Origin of the sequence: Mycobacterium sp. (genome assembly GCF_004298145.1) — a bacterium.
In the GTDB taxonomy this organism is placed as follows: Bacteria; Actinomycetota; Actinomycetes; order Mycobacteriales; family Mycobacteriaceae; genus Mycobacterium.
Map to the genome: position 1 here is coordinate 25972 of NZ_SCRH01000071.1, position 25155 is coordinate 51126.

The 25155-nt window shown below is 65.0% G+C and carries 25 protein-coding genes, 2 tRNA genes and 1 pseudogene; 13 read left to right on the top strand and 15 right to left on the bottom strand.

Annotated elements, in window-relative coordinates:
- Positions 1-37: 37 nt before the first annotated feature.
- Positions 38-781, bottom strand: a complete 744-nt coding sequence (locus EPN51_RS28245) for a DUF881 domain-containing protein (protein WP_293049178.1) — start codon at positions 779-781, stop codon at positions 38-40.
- 130 nt (positions 782-911) lie between these two features.
- On the opposite strand from EPN51_RS28245, the gene crgA reads away from it, so the two are divergent.
- The gene (gene crgA, locus EPN51_RS28250; protein WP_067257170.1) at positions 912-1193 is read left to right on the top strand and encodes a cell division protein CrgA; all 282 of its coding nucleotides are present in this window, start codon (positions 912-914) and stop codon (positions 1191-1193) included.
- Positions 1194-1348: 155 nt separating this feature from the next.
- A complete protein-coding gene (locus EPN51_RS28255; RefSeq protein WP_293049179.1) occupies positions 1349-1774 on the top strand; it encodes a PH domain-containing protein in 426 nt (141 codons plus the stop codon).
- 22 nt (positions 1775-1796) lie between these two features.
- Here the strand turns inward: EPN51_RS28255 and EPN51_RS28260 are convergent, their stop codons facing one another.
- A complete protein-coding gene (locus EPN51_RS28260; protein WP_293049180.1) occupies positions 1797-2345 on the bottom strand; it encodes a peptidylprolyl isomerase in 549 nt (182 codons plus the stop codon).
- A gap of 172 nt (positions 2346-2517) precedes the next feature.
- Here EPN51_RS28260 and cwsA point away from each other — a divergent pair, with 172 nt between their 5' ends.
- Positions 2518-2952 (top strand): cell wall synthesis protein CwsA, encoded by a 435-nt coding sequence (gene cwsA, locus EPN51_RS28265; protein WP_293049181.1) that lies wholly within the window; start codon positions 2518-2520, stop codon positions 2950-2952.
- 2 nt (positions 2953-2954) lie between these two features.
- Here cwsA and EPN51_RS28270 read toward each other — a convergent pair whose 3' ends face one another.
- Positions 2955-4169, bottom strand: a complete 1215-nt coding sequence (locus tag EPN51_RS28270) for a cytochrome P450 (protein WP_293049182.1) — start codon at positions 4167-4169, stop codon at positions 2955-2957.
- A gap of 196 nt (positions 4170-4365) precedes the next feature.
- Between EPN51_RS28270 and EPN51_RS28275 the strand changes: the two genes are divergently transcribed.
- A complete protein-coding gene (locus EPN51_RS28275; RefSeq protein WP_293049183.1) occupies positions 4366-4929 on the top strand; it encodes a TetR/AcrR family transcriptional regulator in 564 nt (187 codons plus the stop codon).
- A 25-nt stretch (positions 4930-4954) separates the two neighbouring features.
- Here EPN51_RS28275 and EPN51_RS28280 read toward each other — a convergent pair.
- From EPN51_RS28280 to dnaA, 9 genes are all read right to left on the bottom strand, one after another.
- Positions 4955-5027, bottom strand: a tRNA-Ala gene (locus tag EPN51_RS28280).
- Between the two features lie 162 nt (positions 5028-5189).
- Positions 5190-5263 (bottom strand) — tRNA-Ile (locus tag EPN51_RS28285).
- A gap of 70 nt (positions 5264-5333) precedes the next feature.
- The gene (locus tag EPN51_RS28290; RefSeq protein ID WP_293049184.1) at positions 5334-6209 is read right to left on the bottom strand and encodes a DUF3566 domain-containing protein; all 876 of its coding nucleotides are present in this window, start codon (positions 6207-6209) and stop codon (positions 5334-5336) included.
- Between the two features lie 147 nt (positions 6210-6356).
- On the bottom strand, positions 6357-8876 hold the full coding sequence (gyrA, locus tag EPN51_RS28295; protein WP_293049185.1) for a DNA gyrase subunit A: 2520 nt from the start codon (positions 8874-8876) through the stop codon (positions 6357-6359).
- Between the two features lie 52 nt (positions 8877-8928).
- The gene (gene gyrB, locus EPN51_RS28300) at positions 8929-10962 is read right to left on the bottom strand and encodes a DNA topoisomerase (ATP-hydrolyzing) subunit B (RefSeq protein ID WP_293049186.1); all 2034 of its coding nucleotides are present in this window, start codon (positions 10960-10962) and stop codon (positions 8929-8931) included.
- A gap of 257 nt (positions 10963-11219) precedes the next feature.
- On the bottom strand, positions 11220-11783 hold the full coding sequence (locus tag EPN51_RS28305) for a DUF721 family protein (RefSeq protein ID WP_293049187.1): 564 nt from the start codon (positions 11781-11783) through the stop codon (positions 11220-11222).
- Positions 11780-12937 carry a DNA replication/repair protein RecF gene (recF, locus tag EPN51_RS28310; RefSeq protein ID WP_293049188.1) on the bottom strand — a complete coding sequence of 386 codons (1158 nt, stop codon included), beginning with the start codon at positions 12935-12937 and terminating at the stop codon, positions 11780-11782. The genes EPN51_RS28305 and recF overlap by 4 nt, the downstream gene beginning before the upstream one ends.
- Positions 12938-14137, bottom strand: a complete 1200-nt coding sequence (dnaN, locus tag EPN51_RS28315; protein WP_293049189.1) for a DNA polymerase III subunit beta — start codon at positions 14135-14137, stop codon at positions 12938-12940.
- A gap of 535 nt (positions 14138-14672) precedes the next feature.
- Positions 14673-16205: a chromosomal replication initiator protein DnaA gene (gene dnaA, locus EPN51_RS28320; protein ID WP_293049190.1), complete on the bottom strand. Its 1533-nt coding sequence runs from the start codon at positions 16203-16205 to the stop codon at positions 14673-14675.
- A 600-nt stretch (positions 16206-16805) separates the two neighbouring features.
- Here dnaA and rpmH point away from each other — a divergent pair.
- The 9 genes from rpmH to EPN51_RS28365 all read left to right on the top strand — a co-directional run bounded on the left by rpmH (position 16806) and on the right by EPN51_RS28365 (position 23246).
- A complete protein-coding gene (rpmH, locus tag EPN51_RS28325) occupies positions 16806-16949 on the top strand; it encodes a 50S ribosomal protein L34 (protein ID WP_003874369.1) in 144 nt (47 codons plus the stop codon).
- A gap of 22 nt (positions 16950-16971) precedes the next feature.
- The gene (gene rnpA, locus EPN51_RS28330; RefSeq protein ID WP_293049191.1) at positions 16972-17331 is read left to right on the top strand and encodes a ribonuclease P protein component; all 360 of its coding nucleotides are present in this window, start codon (positions 16972-16974) and stop codon (positions 17329-17331) included.
- Entirely contained in the window at positions 17328-17675 is a 348-nt protein-coding gene (gene yidD, locus EPN51_RS28335) for a membrane protein insertion efficiency factor YidD (protein ID WP_293049203.1), read from the top strand. The genes rnpA and yidD overlap by 4 nt, the downstream gene beginning before the upstream one ends.
- The gene (gene yidC, locus EPN51_RS28340; RefSeq protein ID WP_293049192.1) at positions 17659-18747 is read left to right on the top strand and encodes a membrane protein insertase YidC; all 1089 of its coding nucleotides are present in this window, start codon (positions 17659-17661) and stop codon (positions 18745-18747) included. Before yidD ends, yidC begins: the two co-directional genes overlap by 17 nt.
- A gap of 82 nt (positions 18748-18829) precedes the next feature.
- Entirely contained in the window at positions 18830-19396 is a 567-nt protein-coding gene (locus EPN51_RS28345) for a R3H domain-containing nucleic acid-binding protein (RefSeq protein ID WP_293049193.1), read from the top strand.
- Positions 19397-19474: 78 nt separating this feature from the next.
- Entirely contained in the window at positions 19475-20209 is a 735-nt protein-coding gene (gene rsmG, locus EPN51_RS28350; RefSeq protein ID WP_293049194.1) for a 16S rRNA (guanine(527)-N(7))-methyltransferase RsmG, read from the top strand.
- The gene (locus EPN51_RS28355) at positions 20206-21219 is read left to right on the top strand and encodes a ParA family protein (protein ID WP_293049195.1); all 1014 of its coding nucleotides are present in this window, start codon (positions 20206-20208) and stop codon (positions 21217-21219) included. Before rsmG ends, EPN51_RS28355 begins: the two co-directional genes overlap by 4 nt.
- A gap of 23 nt (positions 21220-21242) precedes the next feature.
- Positions 21243-22229, top strand: a complete 987-nt coding sequence (locus EPN51_RS28360; RefSeq protein WP_293049196.1) for a ParB/RepB/Spo0J family partition protein — start codon at positions 21243-21245, stop codon at positions 22227-22229.
- A 264-nt stretch (positions 22230-22493) separates the two neighbouring features.
- Entirely contained in the window at positions 22494-23246 is a 753-nt protein-coding gene (locus EPN51_RS28365; RefSeq protein ID WP_293049197.1) for an acetyltransferase, read from the top strand.
- 7 nt (positions 23247-23253) lie between these two features.
- Here the strand turns inward: EPN51_RS28365 and EPN51_RS28370 are convergent, their stop codons facing one another.
- The 3 genes and pseudogenes from EPN51_RS28370 to EPN51_RS28380 form a co-directional block, all read right to left on the bottom strand.
- Positions 23254-24474, bottom strand: a complete 1221-nt coding sequence (locus EPN51_RS28370; RefSeq protein WP_293049198.1) for an N-acetylmuramoyl-L-alanine amidase — start codon at positions 24472-24474, stop codon at positions 23254-23256.
- 132 nt (positions 24475-24606) lie between these two features.
- Positions 24607-24960, bottom strand: coding sequence for a thioredoxin (gene trxA / locus EPN51_RS28375; RefSeq protein WP_293049199.1), 354 nt, complete (start codon positions 24958-24960; stop codon positions 24607-24609).
- Positions 24957-25155, bottom strand: a pseudogene (locus EPN51_RS28380) (thioredoxin-disulfide reductase); the annotation flags it as partial. The gene trxA and the pseudogene EPN51_RS28380, both read right to left, overlap by 4 nt.

Consider the following 25155-nt stretch of genomic DNA (forward strand, 5'->3'; position numbering starts at 1 on the left):
ACCGCCCGGGGCCGTGCGCGCTGCTGGTCAGCCGTCCTCAGTAGCCGATCGAGCCGTTGGGCTGCGCGAAATGCAGCCGGTCGGGCTCGAAATGACCGACGATCTGCACATCGGACTTGACCTCTTCGCGGTAGCCGAGCCCGAACCGGACCACGTACTGCTTGTAAAGGATCACCAGGGGAGCGGCGGCCAGGGCGGCTTGCATGGCTGCGGAGTTACCGATCGCGGTGATCGTGTAAGGCGGGCTGTAGGTGCGCCCGTTGAGCAGCAGCGTATTACCCACACAGCGGGGAACCGAGGAGGCGATGAGCCGTTGGTCTTGCATCTGGATCGCCTCGGCGCCGGCGCTCCACAACGCGTTGAGCACGGCCTGGATGTCTTGCTGGTGCACTACCAAGTCGTCGGGGGACGCATCGCGCGGGAACCGGCCGTTGGCGTCGCGCTGCGCGTCCTCAAGGGTGACCACCAGACCCGGGCCGTGCACCGCGTTCATGTCCGCCTCGCCGGCAAGCTGAGCGGAGCGCCGCAGCATCGCGGCCAATGCGGCGTCCGAAGAGCGCCCGTGCGCCGCGTCGATCTTGCCCGCCAGGGCCTCCCGTTCGGCGTTGAGGCGGTTCACCGACGACTGGGTCTCACGGACCAGGTCCACCAGCCGCGGGGCATCGCTGCCACGGATCTCGGCGCCGCCGGATACCCCGTGTGTGGCGGCGAGCAGCAATCCGGCCAGCACACAAACCACCGGGACGCCGAGGCGCCATGGCGACCGGCGCGTCTGGATCATCGAGTCTCCATTTCCTGGTCACCGCCCCAGGTGAGTTAGTCTCGTAGCCAAGCTATAGGTGCAGCTGCCGATGTTTATCGTTGCACCCCGTCCCGCTCACCGTGTTGTTGAGGTAATCCGCGAGGTAATCATGCCCAAGTCCAAGGTCCGTAAGAAGAACGACTTCACCGTTAGCGCGGTCAGCCGCACCCCGGTGAAAGTCAAGGTCGGGCCGTCCAGCGTGTGGTTCGTCGCGCTCTTTATCGGTCTCATGCTGATCGGGCTCGTCTGGCTGATGGTATTTCAATTGGCCGCGGTCGGAACGCAGGCGCCGGCCGCCCTCAATTGGATGGCACAACTAGGTCCCTGGAACTACGCCATCGCGTTCGCTTTCATGATCACCGGGTTGTTGCTCACGATGCGCTGGCACTGAGCACGGCAGCCAACGGAATGAATTCATTTTTGGGCTAATTTGTCACCGCATCAGCAACTTTCCAACCACCCAATCACACGCGTGTGATTTATCCCCACTGTTGATAGAGATTGTGGATAACTGCATCGACAGTGGTGGGAGGGGCTAAGGACCGCATGCAGCAAACACAATGGGAGCCGCACACGGCGGGAATCGCTGGTTGTGGAGTCGCAGGTGTTCTGATGGCTATCGCCGCTGTGACCCTGATCACAGACCTGCCGGGGCGTGTTCTGGCGGGCGTTGCCGCGGTGGGTCTGATCTTGTTTGCGGGGATGTCTTGGCGCGCGCGCCCGAAGCTGGCAATCACACCCGAAGGACTGGTGCTGCGCGGCTGGTTCCGGACGCAGGTATTGCAGCATTCCGACATCAAGATCATCCGCATCATGGAGTTCCGCCGCTATGGACGCAGAGTGCGGTTGCTGGAGGTCGAAAAGGCCCACGGCGACCTGGTGCTGTTCTCCCGCTGGGACCTTGGCACGGACCCGGTACAGGTGCTCGACACGCTCACGACAGCCGGCTACGCGGGCCGTTCACAGCGCTGAGCGGCCTGCGGGGGCGGACTGGTTACGAGATGGTGATCGACTCGATGACGACCGCATCGGAGGGACGGTCGTTGCCGTCGGTGCTCGTCGTCGCGATCGCGTCAACCACCTTCTGCGACTCCGGGTCGGTCACTTCGCCGAAGATCGTGTGGCGCCGGTTCAGGTGCGGCGTCTTGTCGACCGTGATGAAGAACTGCGAGCCGTTGGTGCCCGGGCCCGCGTTCGCCATCGCCAGCAGGTAGGGCTTGTCGAATTGCAGTTCGGGGTGGAACTCGTCGGCGAACTTGTAGCCCGGACCGCCGCGGCCGGTCCCGGTCGGGTCGCCGCCCTGGATCATGAAGCTCCGAATCACCCGGTGAAAGACCGCGCCGTCGTAGAACGGGCCGGAGGAGCCTCCCGATGCGTTCTGGGTCGAGTACTCCTTGGTGCCCTGCGCCAGGCCAACGAAGTTGGCGACGGTCTTGGGCGCGTGGTTTCCGAACAAGGCGACCTTGATGTCGCCGCGGTTGGTGTGGAGCGTGGCGGTAGCAGTCTGAAAGGGGCTGTTAGTCACGGCAAGAGAGTCTGCCACTACGCGTGGGCGTGCCCGCACGCGGTGTCACCCAATGCGGACCGCTGCCCAAAACGCGGCGAACGCACACGGCGACCGCGGACGTCCCTATGCTGGCAGTCTGTTCAGATATCGGGCCGGCCGTCGGGCTGGCTTCACGGAAGGCTCCACCAGCGGGATAGAAGGGCGGCAGATGAGCGCGAAGACGGAATCCCGGCTGACCCCGCGGCAGCGGCTGGCCCGAGGCCTGGCCTATTCGGCGACCGGGCCGGTGGACGTCACCCGGGGAGTGGTCGGCCTGAGCGTTCAGTCCGCGCAGTCGACCACCGCGCAGCTACGTCGCCGGTATCAGGAGGGACGCCTGGCCCGCGACATCACGGCGGCACAAGAAGCCCTGGCCCAGGAACTGGCCGCGGCGCAGGAAGTGGTCACCAACCTGCCCCAAGCTCTGCAGGACGCGCGACGAGCGCAGCGACGCGGCAAGCGCCCATTGCTCATCGTGGGGGTGGCCGTCGCGGTCCTCGCGGGCGGCGCCGCGGCGTTCACCCTCGTCCGGCGCTCAGTGCGGGCGAAGCCTCAGGAGCCCCAGTCGCGGCCGCCCAGTGTGGATGTGCAGCCGCGACCATGAGCTCACTGCACGGTGAGGCGCAAGCGTTCGCGGCGCCGAACCAGAATGCTCGGCAGCCATTCGCCGACCTCGGCCGCGCCGATCCAGGTGGTGCGCTCGAGCAGCATCCGTAACACGATGTGGGCTTCCAAGCGTGCCAGTGCGGCGCCCACGCAGAAATGCACGCCCTTGCCGAAGCTCACGTGACTTTTGCCTGCGGCACGGTCGAGGCGAAATTCGTTCGGGGCTTGGAAGTGCGCCGGGTCGCGGTTGGCGGCTCCCCACAGCAGCAGCAGATGCGAATCGGCCGGCACCTCGACACCTGCAAGCGTGGTGTCGCGCCACACGTGCCGATAATGACCCCGAAAAGGTGGCTCGAAGCGCAGCGTCTCTTCGATGAAAGCGCTTAGTAACTCCGGATTTTCGCGAAGCTGCCGTTGAATCGTCGGGCGATCGGCGAGGATCCACGCCGCGCTGCCCAGCAGCGACGCGGTCGATTCGCCGGCGGCGCTGAAGAGCGTGAGCATGATTCCCAGCGCCGGCAGTTGCTCTAGTTCACCCGAGCCGTAGCGCGCGGCCAAGTCGGCGATCAGGCCGTATTCACCGTTGACGCTTGACTTTTCAAAATACTCCAGGACATAGCCGGACAGTTCCATCGCCGCCGCCCCGGCTTGTTCGAGACGCTCGGGGGTCACGATCCCGTCAAGCAGTGTGGTGGTGGCGTAGCCGAGCCGAATGAGGTTGTCGACGTCGTCATCGGGGAGACCCAGGAGCTTGCAGACCACCATCATCGGCACCCGATTGGCGATGCTGCTCATCCATTCGATCTGACCGTCGCGCAGGTTCTGTCCCCAGAGGCGGTCGACGGTCTGGACCGCGAATTCCTCGATGATCCGGACGCGCTTGGCCGACAGGTGCGGTAGCAGAATCTTGCGATGCAGCGCATGCACAGGGTCGTCGGCGGTGGCCAATGCGTGCATCTGGGCGCCCGGCGGCCCCATGTCGAACGGGGTGACGGTGCCGTCCTCGTGAAAGACCATGGTCGCCGTGAGGTTCGACGAGAAATCCTCGACCCGATCCACGGCCTCTTGCACCGCATCCCAACCACACACGGCGTAGAACACGGAGTCGCCGATCCGGTGCACGGGTGCCTCGGTGCGCATCCGGTCATACAGCGGGTAGGGGTCCTGTATCGCCTCGCTACCGAAGAACCGGGTCGCGCTGTCCAAGACCGTCACGTATTTCAGGCTCGAGGCAGCTCGCCGCGGGGTCAATAGATCGCGGACAAGTTGAGGAGCTCTCGCGATGGCCGGCGATGGTAGCTGACCGCGTCGACCGGTCACCAGCAGCACGTTCGCGTGAGAGAAACAGGCTGAAATTTCTCAACCTGCGAGAGGTATTTCCGCATGCCGCAGCACAGGGGAGCATGGGTGGATGCCACGTGATGACTGGTTGGTGGGCCGCGATCGCCGTAGCGAAGCCGCCGAGCGGATCTACGCCGCGGCGGCCGATCTCATCGCTCGTCGGGGATACGAAGGGTTCACGATCGAGGCCCTGGCCGCCCGGGTTCACTGCTCGCCCGCGACGATCTACCGGCACGCCGGCGGCAAGGCGACCATCCGCGACGCCGTCGTGGGTATTCACGCGGCTCACATCGTCGACACCACACGGGAAGCCATCAAGGACCTTCGCGGGCCGGATCGGGTCGTGGCCGCCACGATCATCGCCTTACAACGCCTGCGATCCGACCCATTGGCCCAGCTCATGCGGTCGATCCACGCGGCCCCGGTCAGCGACTGGGTGATCAGCTCGCCCACCGTGACTCGCTTGGCCGCCGAGATGCTGGGGCCCGACAATGATGATCCGTTGGCCGCCCAGTGGCTGATTCGCGTCTTCCTGTCGCTGTGGGGTTGGCCGCTCAAAGACCCGACCGCGGAACGTGCCCTGGTGCAGCGCTTCCTCGGCTCGTCGTATGCCTCGGGGAGAGGCGCGCATTAGACAGCGCAGAACGGCGATCAGGCTGTGGAGCCTAGGGGAATCGAACCCCTGACACCCGCCTTGCAAAGGCGGTGCTCTACCAACTGAGCTAAGGCCCCTCTATCGTGACCCCTCAGTGTGGCCCAGGGGTTGACCGGAGTCATCCACAGCCACGTGCCAGACCTCGACTCCACGTCGTGACCACGCCACCGAGGCCACTACGGCGATCAGTCCCAGTGGCAGTGCGAGTCGTACGCAACGTCTTGACGGGCACATGGTTGTGGGCCTAGGAGGACTCGAACCTCCGACCTCTTCGTTATCAGCGAAGCGCTCTAACCGCCTGAGCTATAGGCCCGTACTCGCGTACGGCCGAGCGACGAGATTACCGCAATAGCCGCCCGACTCCCAAAAGCGCAGCATCCACGCTAGTCGCGATCCGCCAGGGTCACCTCGATGCCGCCGATCAGATCGGTGGTCAGGTTGTAGACGAACGCGGCGATGGTCGCCATCGCGGTCAGCAGCACGATGTTGACCAGGCCGACCAAGATGGCGCCGCCGAAAATCGTGCCGCTGGACACCAGTTCGCCGCTGCTGCCGCTGGTGTTGTTCAGCAAGTCACCGACGTTGCTGTTCAACTTCGACCACACGCCCATGCCGCCGAGCACGAGGTAGAGGAACGCGACGGCGATCATCCACACGAAGAACAACGCCACCGAAAGCAGCAGCGACACCTTCAACGTGCTCCACGGATCAACGCGGCGGATCTGCATGCTGGCACGAACCGGGCCTCGCGGTCGCCGCGACACCTGCACCCGGTCGCGGTTCTCCCGGCTTTCCGCGGTTGCCGGCCGGCCGGCTCCCGACGAGCTCTCCGCGGGCCGCTCGGGTGCGGGCTTGCGGTGCGGGCCGCGCGGCAGCGGGCCGGACAGATCCGGCAGTTCGCTGGCATAGGCCTCAGCGGGGGATCCCTCTCCGCGGGCCGGCCCGGCGTCCGCGTCTTTCGAATGCGCCGTAGCACCGGCTCCCGGCGCCGCGGTGCCGGAGATGAACCGGTTCAGCCGGGCCTCAACCCCGCCGGCCTGGCCCGATGGCCGCTTCTCGGTGGGCGGCTCGTTCTGGCGAGGAGGCGGCGGCTGGGGCCGGGCCCCGCCGCGCTGCCACGGCGGTCCGTCCCCGGCCTCCTGGGCACGGCCACCCTGTGCGGGTGGCGCCGCGCGGCGCACACCGGCACGCTCGGCCGAACCATCCCCGTTGGGGACGTCCCCCTTTTTGGGGGCGCCCGGCTCGTTCGGTGAAGTCACCCCGACTCCTTAGGTCTTCTACCCTGGCCGCCCAGGCGGTGGCAGTCGCGTCATCTCCGGTCGGGTTGAGTCTAAATGCCCGATTCCTCCGCGGGCCGCGCCGCGGCCCGCATCGTCATCGGGCCGAGTCTAGTGGCTCGGTACCAACTAGCTGTCCGACTCCGCAGCACCCCCGATTTCTTCGGCTGCTCCGTCCGCGCTTTCCTCGGCGTTGCGGGCAATGGCCAACAGCGTGTTTTCTTCACCCAGGTTCATCAGGCGCACGCCCTTGGTCTGCCGCCCCGCCTTACGGACCTGGCGGGCCGCGGTGCGGATCACGCCGCCTCCGGAGGTGATTGCGTAGAGCTCGCTCTCGTCGTCGACAATCAGCGCACCGACCAGCCTGCCGCGCCGACGGTCGTACTGAACGGTCAGAACGCCCTTACCGCCGCGGCCCTGCACCGGGTACTCCTCGATCGCAGTGCGTTTGGCATAGCCACCTGCCGTGGCCACCAGCAGGAAGGTGCCTTCCTGGATCACGTTCAGCGACAGCAGTCGATCGTCCTCGTTGAACCGCATGCCCTGCACGCCGGACGTGGCGCGTCCCATCGGTCGCAGCGCCTCGTCGGTCGCCGAGAACCTGATGGACTGGCCGTTGGCCGAGACCAGGAGCAGGTCCTCCTCGGCCGAGCACAGCACCGCCCCGACGAGCTCATCGTTGTCGCGCAGGTTGATCGCCACGATTCCGCCCGAGCGGTTGGAGTCGAAGTCGGTCAGCTTGGACTTTTTGACCAGCCCGTTTTTGGTGGCCAGCACCAGATACGGCGCATCCTCGTAACCGCGGATCTGGATGACCTGCGCGATGCGTTCCTCGGGTTGGAAGGCCAGCAGGTTGGCGACATGCTGACCGCGCGCGGTGCGCGAGGCCTCCGGTAGGTCGTAGGCCTTGGCCCGATAGACCCGGCCCTGGGTGGTGAAGAACAGGATCCAGTCATGAGTCGAGCACACGAAGAAGTGCGCGACGATGTCGTCCTGCTTCAGGCCCGCTCCCTGCACACCCTTACCGCCGCGCTTCTGGCTGCGGTAGAGGTCGGACTTGGTCCGCTTTGCATAGCCGGTCTCGGTGATGGTGACGACGACCTCTTCGCGGGCGATCAGATCCTCGTCGGCGACATCGCCGTCGGCGGGGATGATGCGCGTGCGCCTGTCGTCGCCGTACTTCTCGACGAGTTCCGCGAGTTCGTCGTGCACGATGGCGCGCTGCCGCTCGGGCTTTGCCAGGATGTCCTCGAGGTCGGCGATCTCGGCCTCGATCTTGGCCAGATCGTCGACGATGCGTTGACGTTCCAGGGCGGCCAGCCGGCGCAGCTGCATATCCAGAATGGCCTGCGCCTGGATGTCGTCGATGTCCAGCAGCTCGATCAGGCCGGCCCGGGCGATGTCGACAGTCTGTGACGCCCGGATCAACGCGATGACCTCGTCCAGCGCGTCCAGCGCCTTGACCAGACCGCGCAAGATGTGCGCGCGTTCGTTGGCTTTGCGCAACCGGTAGGTGGTGCGCCGCACGATGACGTCCAACTGATGCACCACGTAGTAGCGGATCAGCTGGTCGAGGCGCAGCGTGCGGGGGACACCGTCGACGATCGACAGCATGTTCGCGCCGAAGCTGGCCTGCAGCTGGGTGTGCTTGTAGAGGTTGTTCAGCACTACCTTCGCGACGGCGTCGCGTTTGATCTCGACGACGATGCGCAGACCGACGCGGTCGCTGGACTGGTCCTCGATGTTGGAGATGCCGGCGAGCTTGCCGTCGCGGACCTGCTCGGCGATCGAGGTGATGAAGTTGTCGTGGTTGACCTGATAGGGCAGCTCGGTGATGACCAGCAGGGTGCGGCCCCGCGAGTCCTCTTCGATCTCCACGACACCGCGCATGCGGATCGAACCGCGGCCGGTGGTGTAGGCATCGTGGATGCCTTGCGAGCCGACGATCAGGCCGTAGGTGGGGAAGTCCGGTCCCTTGACCCGCTCGCACACCGCGGCCAGGGTGGCCTCTTCATCGGCGTCGTGATTCTCCAGGCACCAGAACACCGCCTCGGCCAGCTCGCGCAGGTTGTGCGGCGGCATATTGGTGGCCATGCCGACCGCGATACCGCCGGAGCCGTTGGCCAGCAGGTTGGGAAACCGGCTGGGAAGAACGGTCGGCTCTTGCACCCGCCCGTCGTAGTTGGGGATGAAATCGACTGTCTCCTCGTCGATTTCACGCAACATCTCCATCGCGAGCGGAGTCAGCCGCGCTTCGGTGTACCTCATCGCGGCTGGCGGGTCGTTGCCCGGCGAACCGAAGTTGCCCTGCCCGTCGACCAAGGGGTACCGCAGCGACCACGGCTGGGCCATCCGGACCAGGGTGTCGTAGATCGACGAGTCGCCGTGCGGGTGGTAATTGCCCATCGTCTCGGCAACCGAACGCGCTGATTTCGCGTGGCCGCGGTCGGGCCGGAATCCCGAGTCGAACATCGCGTAGAGCACCCGGCGGTGCACTGGCTTGAGACCGTCGCGCACCTCGGGCAGCGCGCGGCCGACGATGACGCTCATCGCGTAATCGATGTAGCTGCGCTGCATCTCCTGCTGAATGTCGACCGGTTGGATCCGGTCGACGGAGTCGTCACCTGGCGGCAGCGTGGTGTCAGTCATGTATTCCTCGTTGGTCGGTCAGCAGGGTCCAGTCTGGGGCCGGTCTGATCGCTCAGACGTCCAGGAAGCGAACGTCTTTGGCATTGCGGGTGATAAAGCTGCGGCGGGCTTCAACGTCCTCGCCCATCAGGATGGAGAACAGTTCGTCAGCAGCCGCGGCGTCGTCCAGCGTGACTTGGCGCAACACCCGGACGGTGGGGTCCATTGTGGTTTCCCACAATTCCTTGGCGTCCATCTCACCCAGACCCTTGTAGCGCTGAATACCGTCGTCCTTGTTGATCTTCTTGCCCGCCTTCTGCCCGGCCTCCAGCAGGCCGTCGCGCTCACGGTCGGAATAGGCGAACTCCGGATCGGTGCGCTGCCACTTCAACTTGTACAGCGGTGGCTGCGCCAAGAACACGTGGCCGTGTTCGATGAGTGGCCGCATGAAGCGGAACAGCAGCGTCAACAGCAGCGTCGAGATGTGCTGGCCGTCGACGTCGGCGTCGGCCATCAGCACGATCTTGTGATAGCGCAGTTTGGCGATGTCGAATTCATCGTGGATGCCGGTGCCCAGTGCCGTGATGATCGCCTGGACTTCAGTGTTTTTGAGGACGCGGTCGATACGCGCCTTCTCGACGTTGATGATCTTGCCGCGCAACGGAAGGATCGCCTGGAACATCGAATCGCGGCCACTCTTGGCCGAGCCACCGGCCGAATCACCCTCCACCACATAGAGTTCCGATTTGCGCGGATCGGTGGACCGGCAGTCGGCCAGCTTGCCGGGTAGCCCACCTATATCGGTAGCGCTCTTGCGACGCACCAACTCTCGCGCCTTGCGGGCGGCGATACGCGCTTGTGCCGAAGACACCGCCTTGTTCACAACGACTTTGGCATCCGCGGGGTTGGCTTCGAACCAGTGCGTCAGTTGTTCGTTGCAGACCTTCTGTACAAACGACTTGACTTCGGTGTTTCCCAGTTTGGTCTTGGTCTGGCCCTCGAACTGCGGTTCGCTGACCTTGACCGAGATCACCGCGGCCAGGCCCTCCCGGATGTCATCGCCGGTCAGGTTGGCGTCTTTCTCTTTCAGCAGCTTCTTGTCTTTGGCGTACTTGTTCACCACCGACGTCAACGCGCTGCGGAAGCCTTCCTCGTGGGTGCCGCCTTCGTGGGTGTTGATTGTATTAGCGAACGTGTGGACCGATTCCGAATATCCGCCGTTCCACTGCATCGCGATCTCGACCTCGTGACCGGTGCCCTTGCCTTCGAAATCGATAATGCTTTGCTGAATTGGGCTCTTGGTCCGGTTGATGTGCTTGACGAAGTCGACGAGGCCGCCGGGGTAATGGAACGTGCGGTGCTTGACCTTGTGTGGCGCAGTCGATTCCACCTCTTTTTCCTGGGCCGACTTGGGCGCCTCGGCGGTATCGCTGACGACCTCGTCGACGACCTCCTCCTTGGTCACCCGCTCGTCGGTCAGGTTGATGGTCAATCCCTTGTTGAGGAAGGCCATTTCCTGCAACCGGCGCGCGACCGTCTCGAAGTCGTAGTCCGTGGTCTCGAAGATGTCGGAGTCGGCCCAGAACCTGATCGTGGTGCCCGTCCGCTTGGTGGCCTCGCCCTGTTTGAGGGTTCCGGGCACGGCGCGGTCGTAATACTGCGACCACTCATGGCCGTCGCGGGCGATGTCCACCTCGAGCCGCTTTGACAGCGCGTTGACCACCGACACGCCGACGCCGTGCAGACCGCCACTGACGTTGTAACCGCTGTTCTCACCGCCGAACTTGCCGCCGGCGTGAAGTTGCGTCATCACCACGTCGACGGTGGGGGCGCCGGTCGCGTGCATCGCGACCGGGATCCCGCGCCCGTTGTCGGCGACCTCGACACTGCCGTCGTCGAGAATCCGCACATCGACCTTGTTGGCATAACCGGCCATCGCCTCGTCGACCGAGTTGTCGACCACCTCCCAGATGAGGTGGTGCAGACCCCGCTCCCCGGTGGACCCGATGTACATGCCGGGACGTTTGCGGACGGCCTCGAGGCCTTCGAGCACGGTGATCGCTGAAGCGCCATACTCGTCTTGCGCCTTCTTCTTCTGGGCAGCCACGGTCGGAATGCTCTCCTTGGGGTTTCATGCGGGCGGTTCCAGTCACCGCAACAGTCGCATACAGCCAGTCTAGCGTCATTAACCGTCCGTACCGATTTTCTGGCCGCGTTTCTACCCAGCTAACTGCGCCGTGCGGACGATTTTTCTATTCTCGCCGCGTCCCGACGTGCATCAAGGGTGTCTACGTCATTCTGGCCGGTTTGAGCGGCCTGTGGATCGCGGCCTGTCTGGGGATCAGTAGGTACCGCCAAAGCGCCCTAACCGTAGGTGTCGCGCGGGCCCCTTCCGGCGATATGGCGCGGCCCCTTACGCCAGGATGGGGCAGTGGGGCCGGTGATTTTCAACGAGGTCACCACTCCGTTGCCGACCGCCGCGGCGATCTTGGCCAACAACTGCGCCTGGATCATCCGCAACTGGGTGGCCCACGCCGTCGATTCGGCGGCCACGCTCAGCACGCCGTCGTTGAGGGCAGTGGGGGCCGCATGGTCGGCGATCTGGTGGCCGACCACGGACGTCCAGTTGCCCAGCACGGTGCCCTCGGCGACTTGCGCGGACCACCCCCGTTTCTTCGCCAGGTCGCGCGCCAGCCTGCCCAACGGTTGTGGGTCGCGAACGTCGGGTCCCGGCCCCGACCAGCTGCGCCGCCGCCCCGCCACCCGCCGGGAGGCGGGCGGCACCGCCCGACCTCGGCCCGCGTCTTTGCCCTGGGCCCGCGCCGCCGCCCGGGCCTCTTCGAGGGTGCGCCTGACCAAGTCGATCCCGGTCAGCTCGCTCGACGGTCCGCTGGAGTCGGGGCGCGGACCTTCACCCGTGCCGGTCATGCGCGCATCTCCGATACCCGGCCCGAATCGCTGTCACGCAAGTCGACATAGACCTGTCGAACGTCCCAGCCCGCCGGAATGTCTTCGACCACCGCCGCGGTGACCAACACCTGCTCGGCCGATTCGGCCACCGTGGCCAGCGCGCGGCGGCGCGCGGCGTCAAGTTCGGCGAACACATCGTCGAGCAACAAAACAGGATCGCTTTCGTCGGCGCGCAGCAACTCGTACGCGGCCAGCCGCAATGCCAGTGCGAACGACCACGACTCCCCGTGGCTGGCAAAGCCTTTGGCCGGTTGATCACCCAGCCACAATTCTAAGTCGTCGCGGTGGGGGCCGACCAAACACATGCCGCGCTCCAACTCCGCATCGCGGCGCGCCGACAATGCCGCCAACAAGGCGGCCTCCAGGAATTCCCGGTCCGCGCCGCCGACATCCGCCGCGGCGGCGGCGCCCAGGCTGGATCGATAAGCGATGGACGCCGCCCGTGATCCCGGAGCCAACAGCTGATAGGCCTTCTCCACCTCCGGGGCCAACTGATTCACCAAATCGATACGGGCGGCCATCAATTGGGCACCGTGTTCGGCAAGGCGACTGTCCCATACGTCGAGCGTGTCCAGCGCGCTTTGATCGCCTCGGTATCGCGCCCGGGACACGGATTTCAACAGCGCGGTCCGCTGCCGCAAAACTTTTTCGTAATCAGCGCGCACCGCCGCGACCGCAGGACGCCGCACCGTCGCCAAGTCGTCGAGGTAGCGCCGCCGCTCCGACGGGTCTCCGCGCACCAATGCCAAGTCCTCGGGAGCGAAAAGCACCGCCCGCAGGACGCCGATGACCTCGCGGGTGCTACGCACCGGTGAACGATTCAATCGCGCTTTATTCGCCCGCCCCGCAGCGATTTCCAGATCGACAGCGCATTCCCTGCCCTCGTTGACCACGATCGTGGAGACCACCGCGCGAGCAGCGCCGCCCCGGATCAACGGCGCGTCCGTTCCCACCCGGTGTGAACCCAAGGTGCTCGAATACCACAGCGCCTCAAGCAGATTCGTCTTACCGAAACCGTTTGAACCAATGAAGACCGTCCGACCGGGTTGCAATTCGAGGTCGGCCTGTGCCCAGGACCGGAAGTCGCGCAGTCCTAAATGCCGGACGTACACCTAGCCAGGCAACCGGACAGGCATTAACAGGTAGACGTAATCGGTCGGTAGGGCGCTGAAGGGCCCCGTGCCGGTCGGGTGACTGTCATCGTCCAATGCCGGGCGCAACAACGCGGGCTTACCCGGAGTCGTGAAACCAAACGACACCCGCTCGGAATGCACCGATCCCAGTCCGTCAGTCAGGTACGTCGGATTGAAGGCGATCGTCAACGGCTCACCGGCGAAATCGATCGCCAGGTCTTCTTCGGCCCGGCCGACGTCATCGGCACCCGCGGACAGCCGCAGCGATCCCTCGCTGAATTCCATCCGCACCTGGGCACCCCGATCGGCGACCAACGCAACCAGCTTGATGGCCTCGGTCAATTCCGACACGTTGATGGTGGCGACGGCCGTGTGCTCGGCCGGCAACAGCTGGCGAAACTTCGGGAATTCCGCGTCAAGCAGGCGTGTGGTGCTGCGCTTGCCGTTCCCGCTGATGCCGAGCAACCCGTCTTTTCCGACGCCCGCACCCGCACCCAACGACAAACGGACCTCGGAACCGTCGGTGCCGGTCCGAGCGGCTTCGGCCAGCGTCTTGGCCGGCACCAGGACCGCGGCTTCGATGTCCGGTACGGCCGCCGACCAAGTCAACTCGCGAACCGCCAGCCGGAACCTGTCGGTGGCGGCCAAGACCACCGTGTCGCCCGAAATCTCCACCCTGATCCCGGTCAGCATCGGCAACGTGTCGTCGCGGCCGGCCGCGATGGCGACCTGACTGATCGCCTCCGCGAACAGATCGGCGGGCAGCATCCCGGTCTCGTCCGGCAGGGTGGGCAGCGTCGGGTAATCCTCGACCGCCATCGTCGGCAACGAAAACCTCGCGTTTCCGCAGTTCAGCGCCACCCGATTGCCGTCGACGTAGAAGTCGATGGGCTTGTTGGGCAGCGCCCGCACGATGTCTGACAACAGCCGCCCGGATACCAAAACACTTCCGGGAGAAGCGATTTCGGCTGCCACCTGTGCTTCCGCGGAAACCTCGTAATCGAATCCGGAGATCGTGAGGCCGTCATCGGCCCCGGACAGCAGCACACCGGAAAGCACCGGCACCGCGGGTCTGGACGGCAGGTTCTTCGCCACCCACGACACCGCGTCGGCGAAAGACTCCCGCGTCAAACGAAACTTCAAGTCGCTGAGGCCAGCCGTTGTCGTCGCCGCGTCCATAGCGTCCCTTCACCTTCAGCGTTTTCGAATCCATTTTGGCTAGCCTCCCCCCGCTAGCACGGGGCCCCGCCACGAACGCCGGTGACGCGATGCGCCGACGACGCCCGAAACGGCAGTCGAAGAACAACCGTAGATCCTCCGGAGTCATCTTGAAAGCTAATCGCAAAGGCCGACAAACCGATCTGAAGGCGGGTTCGACGACGGGTGTGCATCGAGCGTCCCCAGGCCCATATTTCAAAGAAGAACCGATGAAGAGATCTCAGTAACAGTATTAAGGCCTGTGCATTCTGGGGACAGCTCCGTCCCGGCGCAGCTAGCGCGACGATCGCGGTGTGGATCGTGGCGTTGACGGCTGTGAGTCAGGTGTTGGTCCGATGGGGACGAACGGCGGGTGTGAACGGAACGACCGGTACTACACCGGCGTTTAATTACTCTGTGCACAGGGCTGCGCACATGCGCTGGGTGTGGCCGGTGTGACGGACGCGCGGGAAGTTTCTCGAAAAAAATTACGCGCATGGCCCCGAAAACCCAGGATTCAGCGCTTGGAGCGCTGACGGATGCGAGTGGTGAGCTCCTTGACGTGATCAAAAACCTCACGCCGCTCGGCCATCTCGGACAAAATCTTGCGCTGCGCGTACATGACCGTGGTGTGGTCACGGCCGAAGGCCTGCCCGATCTTGGGCAACGACAGATCGGTGAGCTCACGGCAGAGATACATAGCGATCTGGCGTGATTGAGCCAGCGCTCGAGTCTTGCCCGGGCCGCGGAGTTCCTCCACGGTGGTGTCGAAGTATTCGGCGGTGGCGGCCATGATGGTGGCCGCACTGATTTGCATGGTGCTGGCATCGGCGATCAAATCGCGAAGCACGATTTCCGCCAGCGCCTTGTCGATCGGGGTTTTGTTGAGCGAGGCGAACGCGGTCACCCGGATCAGGGCGCCTTCGAGCTCGCGAATGTTGCGCTCGATGCTGCTGGCGATGAGTTCCAGGACGTCGTCGGGGACCGCCAGCCGCTCCATCTGAGCTTTTTTGCGCAAGATGGCGATCCGGGTTTCCAGCTCCGGGGGCTGCACGTCGGTGATCAGGCCCCACTCGAAGCGCGTCCTGAGTCGGTCTTCCAGGGTGGCCAGCTGTTTGGGCGGCCGGTCAGACGAGATGACGATCTGCTTGTTGGCGTTGTGCAACGTGTTGAAGGTGTGGAAGAACTCTTCCTGGATGCCTTCCTTGCCTTCGATGAACTGAATGTCATCGACCAGCAGCACGTCGACGTCGCGATAGCTGCGCTTGAAGGCAACCTTGCGGTCGTCGCGGAGCGAGTTGATGAAGTCGTTGGTGAATTCCTCGGTGGAGACGTATTTGACTCGCATCCCGGGGAACAGCCGCTGCGCGTAATTGCCGGCGGCGTGCAGCAAGTGGGTCTTACCGAGACCGGACTCTCCCCAGATGAAGAGGGGGTTGTAGGCGCGGGCCGGTGCCTCGGCGATCGCCAGGGCCGCGGCATGCGCGAACCGGTTTGAGGCGCCGATGACGAAAGTGTCGAAGGTGTAGCGGCGGTTGAGGCTCGTTCCGGCGGCGACGGCGGGATCGATGGCGTGCGGCCGCTCAGTGAAGTAATTCGGCCAGCCCGGCTGGGCGTCGGCGACGGTCTGATCAGTTCCGAACGGCTCATCGGTGTCGATGGTGGCGTCGTCGGCCGGGAAAGCGTCGGATCCCGGGAACGGTTCCGCCGGTGGGATGAGAGCGTCCTCGACATCGTCGGGTGGGGGAGCGATGCGGACTCCCAATTGGATCTGCTGTCCGAGCCGGCGGCTGAGCGCATCGGTGATCGGTGCGCGCAGATGACGTTCAATCTCGTTTTGCACGAAGCTGCTCGGTACCGACAGCAGAGCAAATCCCTCGACGATCGTCAGCGGCCGGACGAGATTCAGCCAGGCCCTTTGCTGTGGGGTGAGGGGTGTGACCAGAGTTGCGCGGTTGGCGGTGACACCGTCTGCGGTGGGGTCACCGTTGAGCTCGGAAACGACCGCATTCCACACTGTCGTGAAGCCTGAACCGGGGTCATCGGTCAACGACGCATCTCCCTGGTTCTCGAACGTCCCGGGTCGAAGTGCAACTCACGGTTGGCGACAAAGCAGCTGTCCACATAGTTATACACAGGTGTGGACAGGATGACCGTATACGAGCCACAACCTACCCGCGACGGCTCGCGATCTCCGCGCTGGAAGAAAACCTTGGAAGGTTGTCTAGGCAGCTAGTCGATCCACCATCCTCGCTTCGTTGTCGAGTGCTGCTTCAGTCTAAAACGACTTGGGCAGAAGCTAACAGTTTTCCGTGCGGCTGCCAACCGTTCTGCTGCATTCCAATCGGGTCGTTTAGGGTATTGAGGCTTTGCTTCGGCTCGTTAGCGTAGTCACGCCGGCGTGGAGTGTGGCCGGAATGAGAAATCTTGCACCGGGTCCGCGCGGCTGCGTTGTGACAAGCCAGGTTTGACCAGGCGAAGGCTCGTCAGTACCCTCAAACAGTCGCCCGAAAGTCGGCGATACGGCTGCGACCCAGAACCACAGGGGACCGCGCCGGCCAGTAGCAGCAAGACCACCTCCGGTCGGAACGCAGACGAGCCCGAAGCGAAACGTCTGAGCGGCCGGATGGCAAACAACGAGGAGAACGTCGTGGCCAAGGGCAAGCGGACCTTCCAGCCGAACAACCGGCGCCGAGCCCGTGTGCACGGCTTCCGCTTGCGGATGCGCACTCGTGCCGGACGCGCGATCGTGTCCGGTCGGCGCCGCAAGGGCCGCCGCGCGCTATCTGCCTGATCGCGGGTCAGGTCTTTCGGCGGTGCTTCCCGCACGCAACCGCATGACGCGGTCAATTGAGTTCGACGCGACGCTGAAGCATGGGATTCGCCTGGCACAGCCCGACATCGTCGTTCACTTCCGGCGGGATAACGGCCGCGACGGAGAGACAGCGCCACACGTCGGACTGGTTGTCGGTAAGCCCGTCGGGTCGGCCGTGGAACGTCACCGGGTCGCCCGTCGGCTGCGGCATGTGGCCCGCGCGATTCTGGGCGAACTCGAGCAGTCCGACCGCCTGGTGATCCGGGCGCTGCCGAGTAGCCGCACCGCGTCGTCGGCCCGTTTGGAGCAGGAGTTGCGGCGGTGTTTGCGGCGTATGCCGGCGGCGGGAATCGCACCGTGACGGAACGGTCTTCGGTCGGCGCGTTCACCCGCACCGCGGGAAAGTCTGTAGCGCGGGGATTGATTTTCCTCATTCAGCTCTATCGGCATATGGTGTCGCCGCTACGTCCGGCGACGTGTCGCTTCGTTCCGACCTGCAGCCAGTACGCGGTCGATGCGCTGAACGAGTACGGGTTGATTCGGGGGAGCTGGTTGGCTGCGGCCAGACTCGCCAAGTGCGGACCATGGCACGAGGGCGGATGGGATCCGATACCGGATCGTCCCGGATGCCAAGGGAATTGCCAAGATGCCAGCGACGCTTGGGAGGTCCGAGCGACGCGAGGGGAGAGTGAATCTTTTGTTTGATTTCTTCAGCCTCGACTTCGTCTACTACCCGGTGTCGTGGATCATGTGGGTTTGGTACAAGTTGTTCGCCTCCATGCTGGGGCCGTCGAACTTCTTCGCCTGGGCGCTGTCGGTGATGTTCTTGGTCTTCAGCCTGCGCGCGCTGCTTTACAAGCCGTTCGTGCGACAGATCCGCACCACGCGCCAGATGCAGGAGCTGCAACCGCAGATCAAGGCGCTGCAGAAGAAGTACGGCAAGGACCGCCAGCGGATGGCGCTCGAGATGCAGAAGCTGCAGCGCGAACACGGCTTCAATCCGATCCTCGGCTGCCTGCCCATGCTGGCGCAGATCCCGGTGTTCATCGGTCTGTATCACGTGTTGCGCTCGTTCAACCGAACCACCGGCGGGTTCGGCCAACCGCATCTGTCGGTGGCCGAGAACCGGATGACCGGAAACTACGTGTTCACCCCGACGGACGTGGCGCACTTCCTGGATGCCAACTTGTTCGGCGCACCGATCGGCGCCTTCATGACACAGCGCACGGGCTTGGACGCGTTCACCTTCTTCAGCCGGCCCGCCGTGATCGCCGTTGGCCTCCCGGTGATGATCCTGGCCGGCGTCGCGACGTACTTCAACAGTCGGGCGTCGGTGGCGAGGCAGAGCCCGGAGGCGGCGGCCAACCCGCAGACCGCGATGATGAACAAGCTTGCGCTGTACGTGTTTCCGCTCGGCGTGGTCGTCGGTGGGCCGTTCCTTCCGCTCGCGATCATCCTGTACTGGTTCGCGAACAACATCTGGACCTTCGGTCAGCAGCACTACGTCTTCGGGATGATCGAAAAAGAGGACGAGGCGAAAAAGCAGGAAACGATCGAGCGCCGGGCGGCCAACGCGCCGGCGCCCGGCGCCAAGCCCAAGCGGAACCCCAAGACGGCGCCGCCGGGCGGGAACGGTTCGGCGAAGGCCGATGCCGACGCGTCCAGTCCCGCGGAGACGGATTCCGATGTGGCCGAGGGGCAGGAGACGGAAGCCAACGATGGGCCGGGCAATCGGACCCCGCGGCCCGGTGCGCGACCGAAGAAACGCAAACGCTGATACGGGCGGACAAGCTATCGGGGCGACCCTGGGTAGGGCGACCCGAATCGGGCTCAGACCCATGGATGAGGGAGAGAAAGACATGACAGACGCCGACACCACCGAGCGCGACGTTGATACCGAACTCGAGACATCAGAGCCGGCCGAGGACACCGTCCAGGGCGGTGCCGAGGAAACCGACGACCTGGAGGATCGGTTGGTCGCCGAGGGCGAGATCGCCGGGGACTACCTCGAGGAGTTGTTGGATCTGCTGGACTTCGACGGTGACATCGACTTGGACGTTGAGGGGAGCCGCGCGATCGTGAGCATCGATGGCAGCGACGACTTGAACAAGTTGGTCGGCCGCGGCGGCGAGGTGCTCGACGCACTGCAGGAACTCACCCGACTGGCGGTGCACCAGAAGACCGGAGTGCGGAGCCGGTTGATGCTCGACGTCGCGGGTTGGCGCCGGCGCCGCCGCGAAGAGTTGGCGGCGCTGGGTGACAAGGTCGCGCGGCGGGTGCTCGAATCGGGGGATCGCGAAGAGCTGGCGCCGATGACGCCGTTCGAGCGGAAGATCGTCCACGACGCGGTCGCGGCGGTGTCCGGGGTCCACAGCGAGAGCGAGGGTGTCGAGCCGTCGCGCCGCGTGGTCGTTCTGCACGACTGACGTCCCGGAGTTACAGCGGTGTAGTTCGTCTGGTCCGAAGGGCGTCCGAAGGTTGAAAGTGCACACGCCAACTAGAGGATGTTTCACGTGAAACATGTCGGTTCGGTCGAGTCCGCGGGGGAGCCTTCGGGCTCGGACCCCGGTGCCGCGCCCGATTCGGCCACGGAGGTCTTCGGCGAGCGGCTCGGTATCGCGCGACGGTACGCCGCGCTGCTCGCCGGCGCGGGTGTGGAGCGCGGGCTGCTCGGGCCGCGGGAGGTGGACCGCATCTGGGACCGCCACATATTGAATAGTGCCGCCGCCGCCGAGCTTCTCGTCCCGGGCGAGCGCATCATCGACATCGGGAGTGGGGCAGGTCTGCCGGGGATACCCCTGGCGATCGCGCGGCCCGATCTCGAGGTCGTGCTGCTCGAACCCCTCCTGCGCCGCAGCGAGTTTCTCAACGAGGTCGTCAACGAACTAGGGTTAGCCGTCGAGGTGGTCCGCGGCCGTGCGGAAGAGCCGGGAGTGCGCAACCGGTTCGGCGAGAGGGATGCGGCGGTGTCACGAGCGGTCGCGGCGTTGGACAAGCTGACGAAGTGGAGCATGCCGTTGCTACGCCCGGGCGGCCGAATGCTCGCCATCAAGGGGGAGCGGGCAGCCGAGGAAGTTGAAGAGTTCCGGCGTGTGATGACAGCATCGGGCGCCGCTGATGTCAGGGTGGTGACATGTGGCGCGAACTATTTGCGTCCCCCCGCAACCGTCGTTTTAGCGCGACGCGGACAGCCGCCGCACCACAAGTCGGCACGGACCGGGAAGGCCGCAACCCGATGACTTCTTCAGGAGATAGGCCGGTGACTCCGGCTTCGGGGGGCGTTGCGGAGCCGGACGTCGCGGCCTCGGTGGAGACGCACGCGGCACCGCCACCGCCCCAATCGTCGCCGGCCCCGCCCGTGGCGCAGCCGAATGTTTCACGTGAAACAGCGGCCGAATTCGACACCCCGATCGGGGCGGCCGCCGAACGCGCCATGCGGGTTCTACACACCACATATCCGCCGCTGCGCCGTCCGGCCCGCCGCCGCGTCTTCACCGTCGCGAACCAGAAGGGCGGCGTGGGTAAGACCACCACCGCGGTCAACCTGGCTGCCGCGCTCGCGCTGCAGGGGCTCAAGACTCTGGTCATCGACCTCGACCCGCAGGGTAATGCGAGCACGGCGCTCGGCATCACCGACCGCAAATCGGGGACGCCGTCGTCGTACGAGGTGCTGCTCGGCGAAGTTTCCGTGCGCGACGCCCTGCGGCAGAGTCCACACAACGACCGGCTGTTCTGCATCCCGGCGACGATCGACCTGGCGGGTGCCGAGATCGAGTTGGTGAGCATGGTGGCGCGCGAGAACCGGCTGCGCACCGCGCTGGCCGATCTCGACAGCCTCGACTTCGACTGCGTCTTCATCGACTGCCCACCCTCGCTCGGCCTGCTGACCATCAACGCGCTCGTCGCCGCACCGGAAGTCCTGATCCCGATCCAGTGCGAGTACTACGCCCTGGAGGGTGTCTCGCAGTTGATGCGCAACATCGAGATGGTGAAGGCCCACCTCAATCCGAAGCTCGAGGTGAGCACGGTGGTGCTGACCATGTACGACGGCCGCACCAAGCTCGCGGATCAGGTCGCCGAAGAGGTACGGCGCTATTTCGGGAGCAAGGTGCTGCGGACGGTGATTCCGCGCAGCGTGAAGGTTTCCGAGGCACCGGGCTACAGCATGACCATCATCGATTACGACCCCGGTTCCCGCGGGGCCATGAGCTATCTTGACGCGAGCCGCGAACTCGCCGAGCGCGGTTGACCACCATCCGTGAAGGGACGACCATGACGCAGCCGTTACGCAAAAAGGGTGGCCTCGGCCGGGGTCTGGCTTCGCTCATTCCTACCGGTCCCGCGGAGGGCGATTCCGGACCGGCGACCCTCGGCCCGAGGATGGGGGACGCGGCCGCCGACGTTTTGATCGGGGGACCGCCGCCGCAGGACACCTCGTCGATGGGCGCGGTCTACCGCGAAATCGCACCGGCCGACATCGAGCGCAACCCACGTCAACCCCGGCAGGTCTTCGACGAGGAAGCGCTGGCCGAACTGGTGCACTCCATCCGCGAGTTCGGACTCTTACAGCCGATCGTGGTGCGGGCCGTCAAGGATTCGGCAACCGCTGCGCGCTACCAGATCGTGATGGGGGAGCGGCGCTGGCGTGCGGCACAAGAGGCGGGGCTGGCGACCATCCCGGCGATCGTGCGCGAGACCGGCGACGACAATCTGCTGCGCGACGCGCTGTTGGAGAACATCCACCGGGTGCAGCTGAACCCGTTGGAAGAGGCGGCCGCCTACCAGCAGCTGCTCGACGAGTTCGGTGTCACCCACGATGAACTGGCGGCCCGCATCGGACGGTCGCGGCCGTTGATCACCAACATGATCCGGTTGCTCAAGCTGCCGATCGCGGTGCAGCGGCGCGTGGCCGCCGGGGTGCTGTCCGCCGGCCACGCTCGTGCGCTCCTGTCCCTGGAGGCCGGTCCCGAGGCGCAGGAGGAACTGGCCACCCGCATCGTGGCGGAGGGGTTGTCGGTGCGGGCCACCGAGGAGGCGGTCACGTTGGCCAACCGGGCCGGCACGACCACGCCGGCGCCCCCGCGCCGCAAGCCGATGCAGATGCCCGGGCTGCAAGATGTTGCTGACCGACTCTCGACCGCCTTCGATACGCGGGTGACGGTCAGCCTGGGCAAACGTAAGGGCAAGATCGTCGTCGAGTTCGGCTCGGTGGACGATCTACAGCGAATCATCGACGTCATGACGCCGCCCAAGGCATGATCTAGGGGCACGGTGTAATTACGTCACTGTGACATTGGGCCGGTTCGGTGGGAGATTTCCGGGCTCCCGGTGTTGCGGTTCGACGAAACAGTATGGGTGGCAACGACTTTCGGAAATCGATGCGCCGCCACCACACCGGGCCGGCGATCCGGGTGCGCCAACCCGCGTGGCCAGGTTAACGCTGGCCCGATCGCGGCCACCTCTCCTATCCTGGAGGGGTTGCCGGTGCAGATGGCTGCAGTACCGCACAGGAGCAGGAGGCTAGTGTCCGCTCGAATCATGCCGCTGCGGCTCGAGGCATTCGAGCAGCTTCCCAAGCACGCGCGCCGGTGCGTCTTCTGGGAGGTCGACCCGGCGACCCTCGGCAACCAGGATCACCTCACCGACCCCGAATTCGAGAAGGAAGCGTGGTTGTCGATGGTGATGCTGGAGTGGGGGTCATGCGGACAGGTGGCCACCGCGGTCCCCGACGAGCGAAGTCAGGCCGAGCCGCCGTGCCTGGGCTATGTGTTCTACGCTCCACCGCGGGCGGTGCCGCGTGCTCAGCGATTTCCGACCGGGCCGGTTTCCGCGGACGCGGTGCTGTTGACGTCGATGGGTATCGAGCCAGGACCGGCCGCCGACGACCTACCGCACGGCTTGATCGCCCGGGTCATCGACGAGTTGGTTCGACGCGGCGTGCGGGCGCTCGAAGCGTTCGGCCGCACCCCGGCGGTGTCGGAACTACAGGACCCGAGACTGGTCGGCCCCGATGTGCGGGCGGTGTTGGAAGCCGTCGGCGATTGCTCGGTGGACCGTTGTGTGATGGACGCGGAGTTCTTGCAAGACGTGGGTTTCGTTGTGGTGGCACCACATACGTACTTCCCGCGACTGCGGCTCGAGCTTGACAAGGGTCTCGGATGGAAGGCCGAAGTCGAGGCGGCCTTGGAGCGTCTGCTGGAGAGCGCGCATCTGGAGCAGCCGGTCGGGGCCGGGTCGACGGCAGGGAATGCGGCGGGGACCACCCCGGGTGGTTAGCGGGTGGTTAGGAACCGCCCAGCTGGCTGGTGCGTTCCACCGACAATTCGTGGGCCAGTAACTCGGCGAAAGTGAATGTCCCGGTGGGCCGGTCGTTCTTGCCCAACAGATACAGGCGCTTGACCGCGGCCAGGATTCCCTCGGCGATGGCGTCGCGGGTCTGGGTTGAGACCAACATCGCGCGATCGCGCGGGTTGGTGATGTAGCCGATGTCGACCTGGACCGTGGGCATCCGGGTCAGACGCAGCAGATCCCACGTCCGGCCGTGCGTACGACAGTCACGTAAACCGGTGCGGGCCACCACTTCTCGCTGGATGAAGTCGGCCAGATTACGGCCGATGGTGGACACCGAACCATGCGAGTTCCCGAAGTGAAAGGAAGCCACCCCGTTGGCCGCGGCGCTGAGCTGATTCTCGCAGCGCAGGCTGATCATCAGGTCGGCGCCGACATTGTTGGCGGTGGCCGCGCGTTCAGCGTCGAGGAGGCTGCGGCTGACCGGCCGCGACAAGAAGGTCTCCATCCCGATCGCGGCCATGCGTCCCTCGAGTCGGCTCGCCAAGTCCCACAACACATCTGCTTCGCTGACCGGACCCGAAGAACCGTGCACGATCAGGCCGTGGTCCGCACCGCCGCGGCCCGGATCGATGATGATCCGCTTGCCCGACAGTTTGGGACCCGAGCGGCGAACCAACTCTTCTTCGCGAAGCGCGTGGGGTGACCCGCCGGTGACCCGCGAACTCAGAAAATACAAGGACCGCAATGTTTCCGGCCCGCAGATACCGTCCGCGGACAGCCCGCATTCACGCTGATATGACATCAAAGCGTTGTGGGTCTGCAACCCGAAGTAACCGTCGACCATGCCGGTGTAAAAGCCGAGATCCTGCAGCCGCGCCTGCAGCGTGGCGACGTCGTCACCGAACAGCGGGCCGCCGAATTGGTGATATAACGTGCGCGCGCCGAGCCGGTATGACGCCTCTTTGAGCGCCCGGTAGGTGGCCTCCCCGACAATGCCGTCCACGAGCAGGCCGCGATGCTGTTGAAAGGCACGAACCGCCTGGTCAAGTTCGGCGTCGAAGAGTTCCAGGGCCACCTGCCGCCCGGTACGGAGATCGTCGTCGGAGCCATCCAGCATTCCCAATGAGGCCAGCGTGGCCCGGATCTCGGTCACAGCGGCGCTGCGGTCACCACAGCGCAGCGCGTCGCCGTATTCGCGGCGCGGACTCGACATACCGAGGGTCCTCCGAGACAAACTGACGGGCTCACATATGGGCAACAGCTAACCGTATTGTCGCAGACGCGTCATGGATTTCGGAAAACCCCAGGCTATGCGCTGGGTGTGGTGCGGTGAATCAAATGAAGGTCAGCTGAGGTTGGGAACCGCGTCGGAAAGCTCACGCAGTAGTGCCGCCTTGCCCTTGGCGCCGACGATTCGCTTCACCGGCTGGCCGTCTTTGAACAGGATCATGGTGGGGATCGAGACCACCTGGAAGTTCTGGGCGGTTTCCGGGTTGGCGTCGACATCGAGCTTGGCGACGGTGAGGTGATCGCCGCGCTCGCTGGCGATCTCTTCGAGGACCGGCGCAACCATCTTGCAGGGCCCACACCATGTCGCCCAAAAGTCAACCAGCACAGGCTTATTACTGGACAACACGTCCGTCGAGAAGGATGCGTCAGAGACTTCTATTGTGGCCCCGGCCTTTTCGGCGTCGGTCATTGCGGTGCTCCAATCAATGTGTCGGTACTGCCCGGAAATTCGGTGGCATCGCCGTGTGCGGCGGTGCTGGACTCTTCATTGTCGGCGAGCCAGCGTTCGGCGTCGATGGCGGCCGCGCAGCCGCTGCCGGCGGCGGTCACAGCCTGGCGATAGGTGCGATCCACCAAATCCCCCGCCGCGAATACCCCCTCAATC

Excerpts from the sequence above, each read along its gene's own strand:
- EPN51_RS28245 (WP_293049178.1), bottom strand. The coding sequence starts at position 781 with ATGATCCAGACGCGCCGGTCGCCATGGCGCCTCGGCGTCCCGGTGGTT.
- crgA (WP_067257170.1), top strand. The coding sequence starts at position 912 with ATGCCCAAGTCCAAGGTCCGTAAGAAGAACGACTTCACCGTTAGCGCG.
- EPN51_RS28255 (WP_293049179.1), top strand. The coding sequence starts at position 1,349 with ATGCAGCAAACACAATGGGAGCCGCACACGGCGGGAATCGCTGGTTGT.
- cwsA (WP_293049181.1), top strand. The coding sequence starts at position 2,518 with ATGAGCGCGAAGACGGAATCCCGGCTGACCCCGCGGCAGCGGCTGGCC.
- EPN51_RS28275 (WP_293049183.1), top strand. The coding sequence starts at position 4,366 with ATGCCACGTGATGACTGGTTGGTGGGCCGCGATCGCCGTAGCGAAGCC.
- gyrA (WP_293049185.1), bottom strand. The coding sequence starts at position 8,876 with ATGACTGACACCACGCTGCCGCCAGGTGACGACTCCGTCGACCGGATC.
- EPN51_RS28305 (WP_293049187.1), bottom strand. The coding sequence starts at position 11,783 with ATGACCGGCACGGGTGAAGGTCCGCGCCCCGACTCCAGCGGACCGTCG.
- dnaN (WP_293049189.1), bottom strand. The coding sequence starts at position 14,137 with ATGGACGCGGCGACGACAACGGCTGGCCTCAGCGACTTGAAGTTTCGT.
- EPN51_RS28345 (WP_293049193.1), top strand. The coding sequence starts at position 18,830 with ATGACAGACGCCGACACCACCGAGCGCGACGTTGATACCGAACTCGAG.
- rsmG (WP_293049194.1), top strand. The coding sequence starts at position 19,475 with ATGTTTCACGTGAAACATGTCGGTTCGGTCGAGTCCGCGGGGGAGCCT.
- EPN51_RS28355 (WP_293049195.1), top strand. The coding sequence starts at position 20,206 with ATGACTTCTTCAGGAGATAGGCCGGTGACTCCGGCTTCGGGGGGCGTT.
- EPN51_RS28360 (WP_293049196.1), top strand. The coding sequence starts at position 21,243 with ATGACGCAGCCGTTACGCAAAAAGGGTGGCCTCGGCCGGGGTCTGGCT.
- EPN51_RS28370 (WP_293049198.1), bottom strand. The coding sequence starts at position 24,474 with ATGTCGAGTCCGCGCCGCGAATACGGCGACGCGCTGCGCTGTGGTGAC.
- trxA (WP_293049199.1), bottom strand. The coding sequence starts at position 24,960 with ATGACCGACGCCGAAAAGGCCGGGGCCACAATAGAAGTCTCTGACGCA.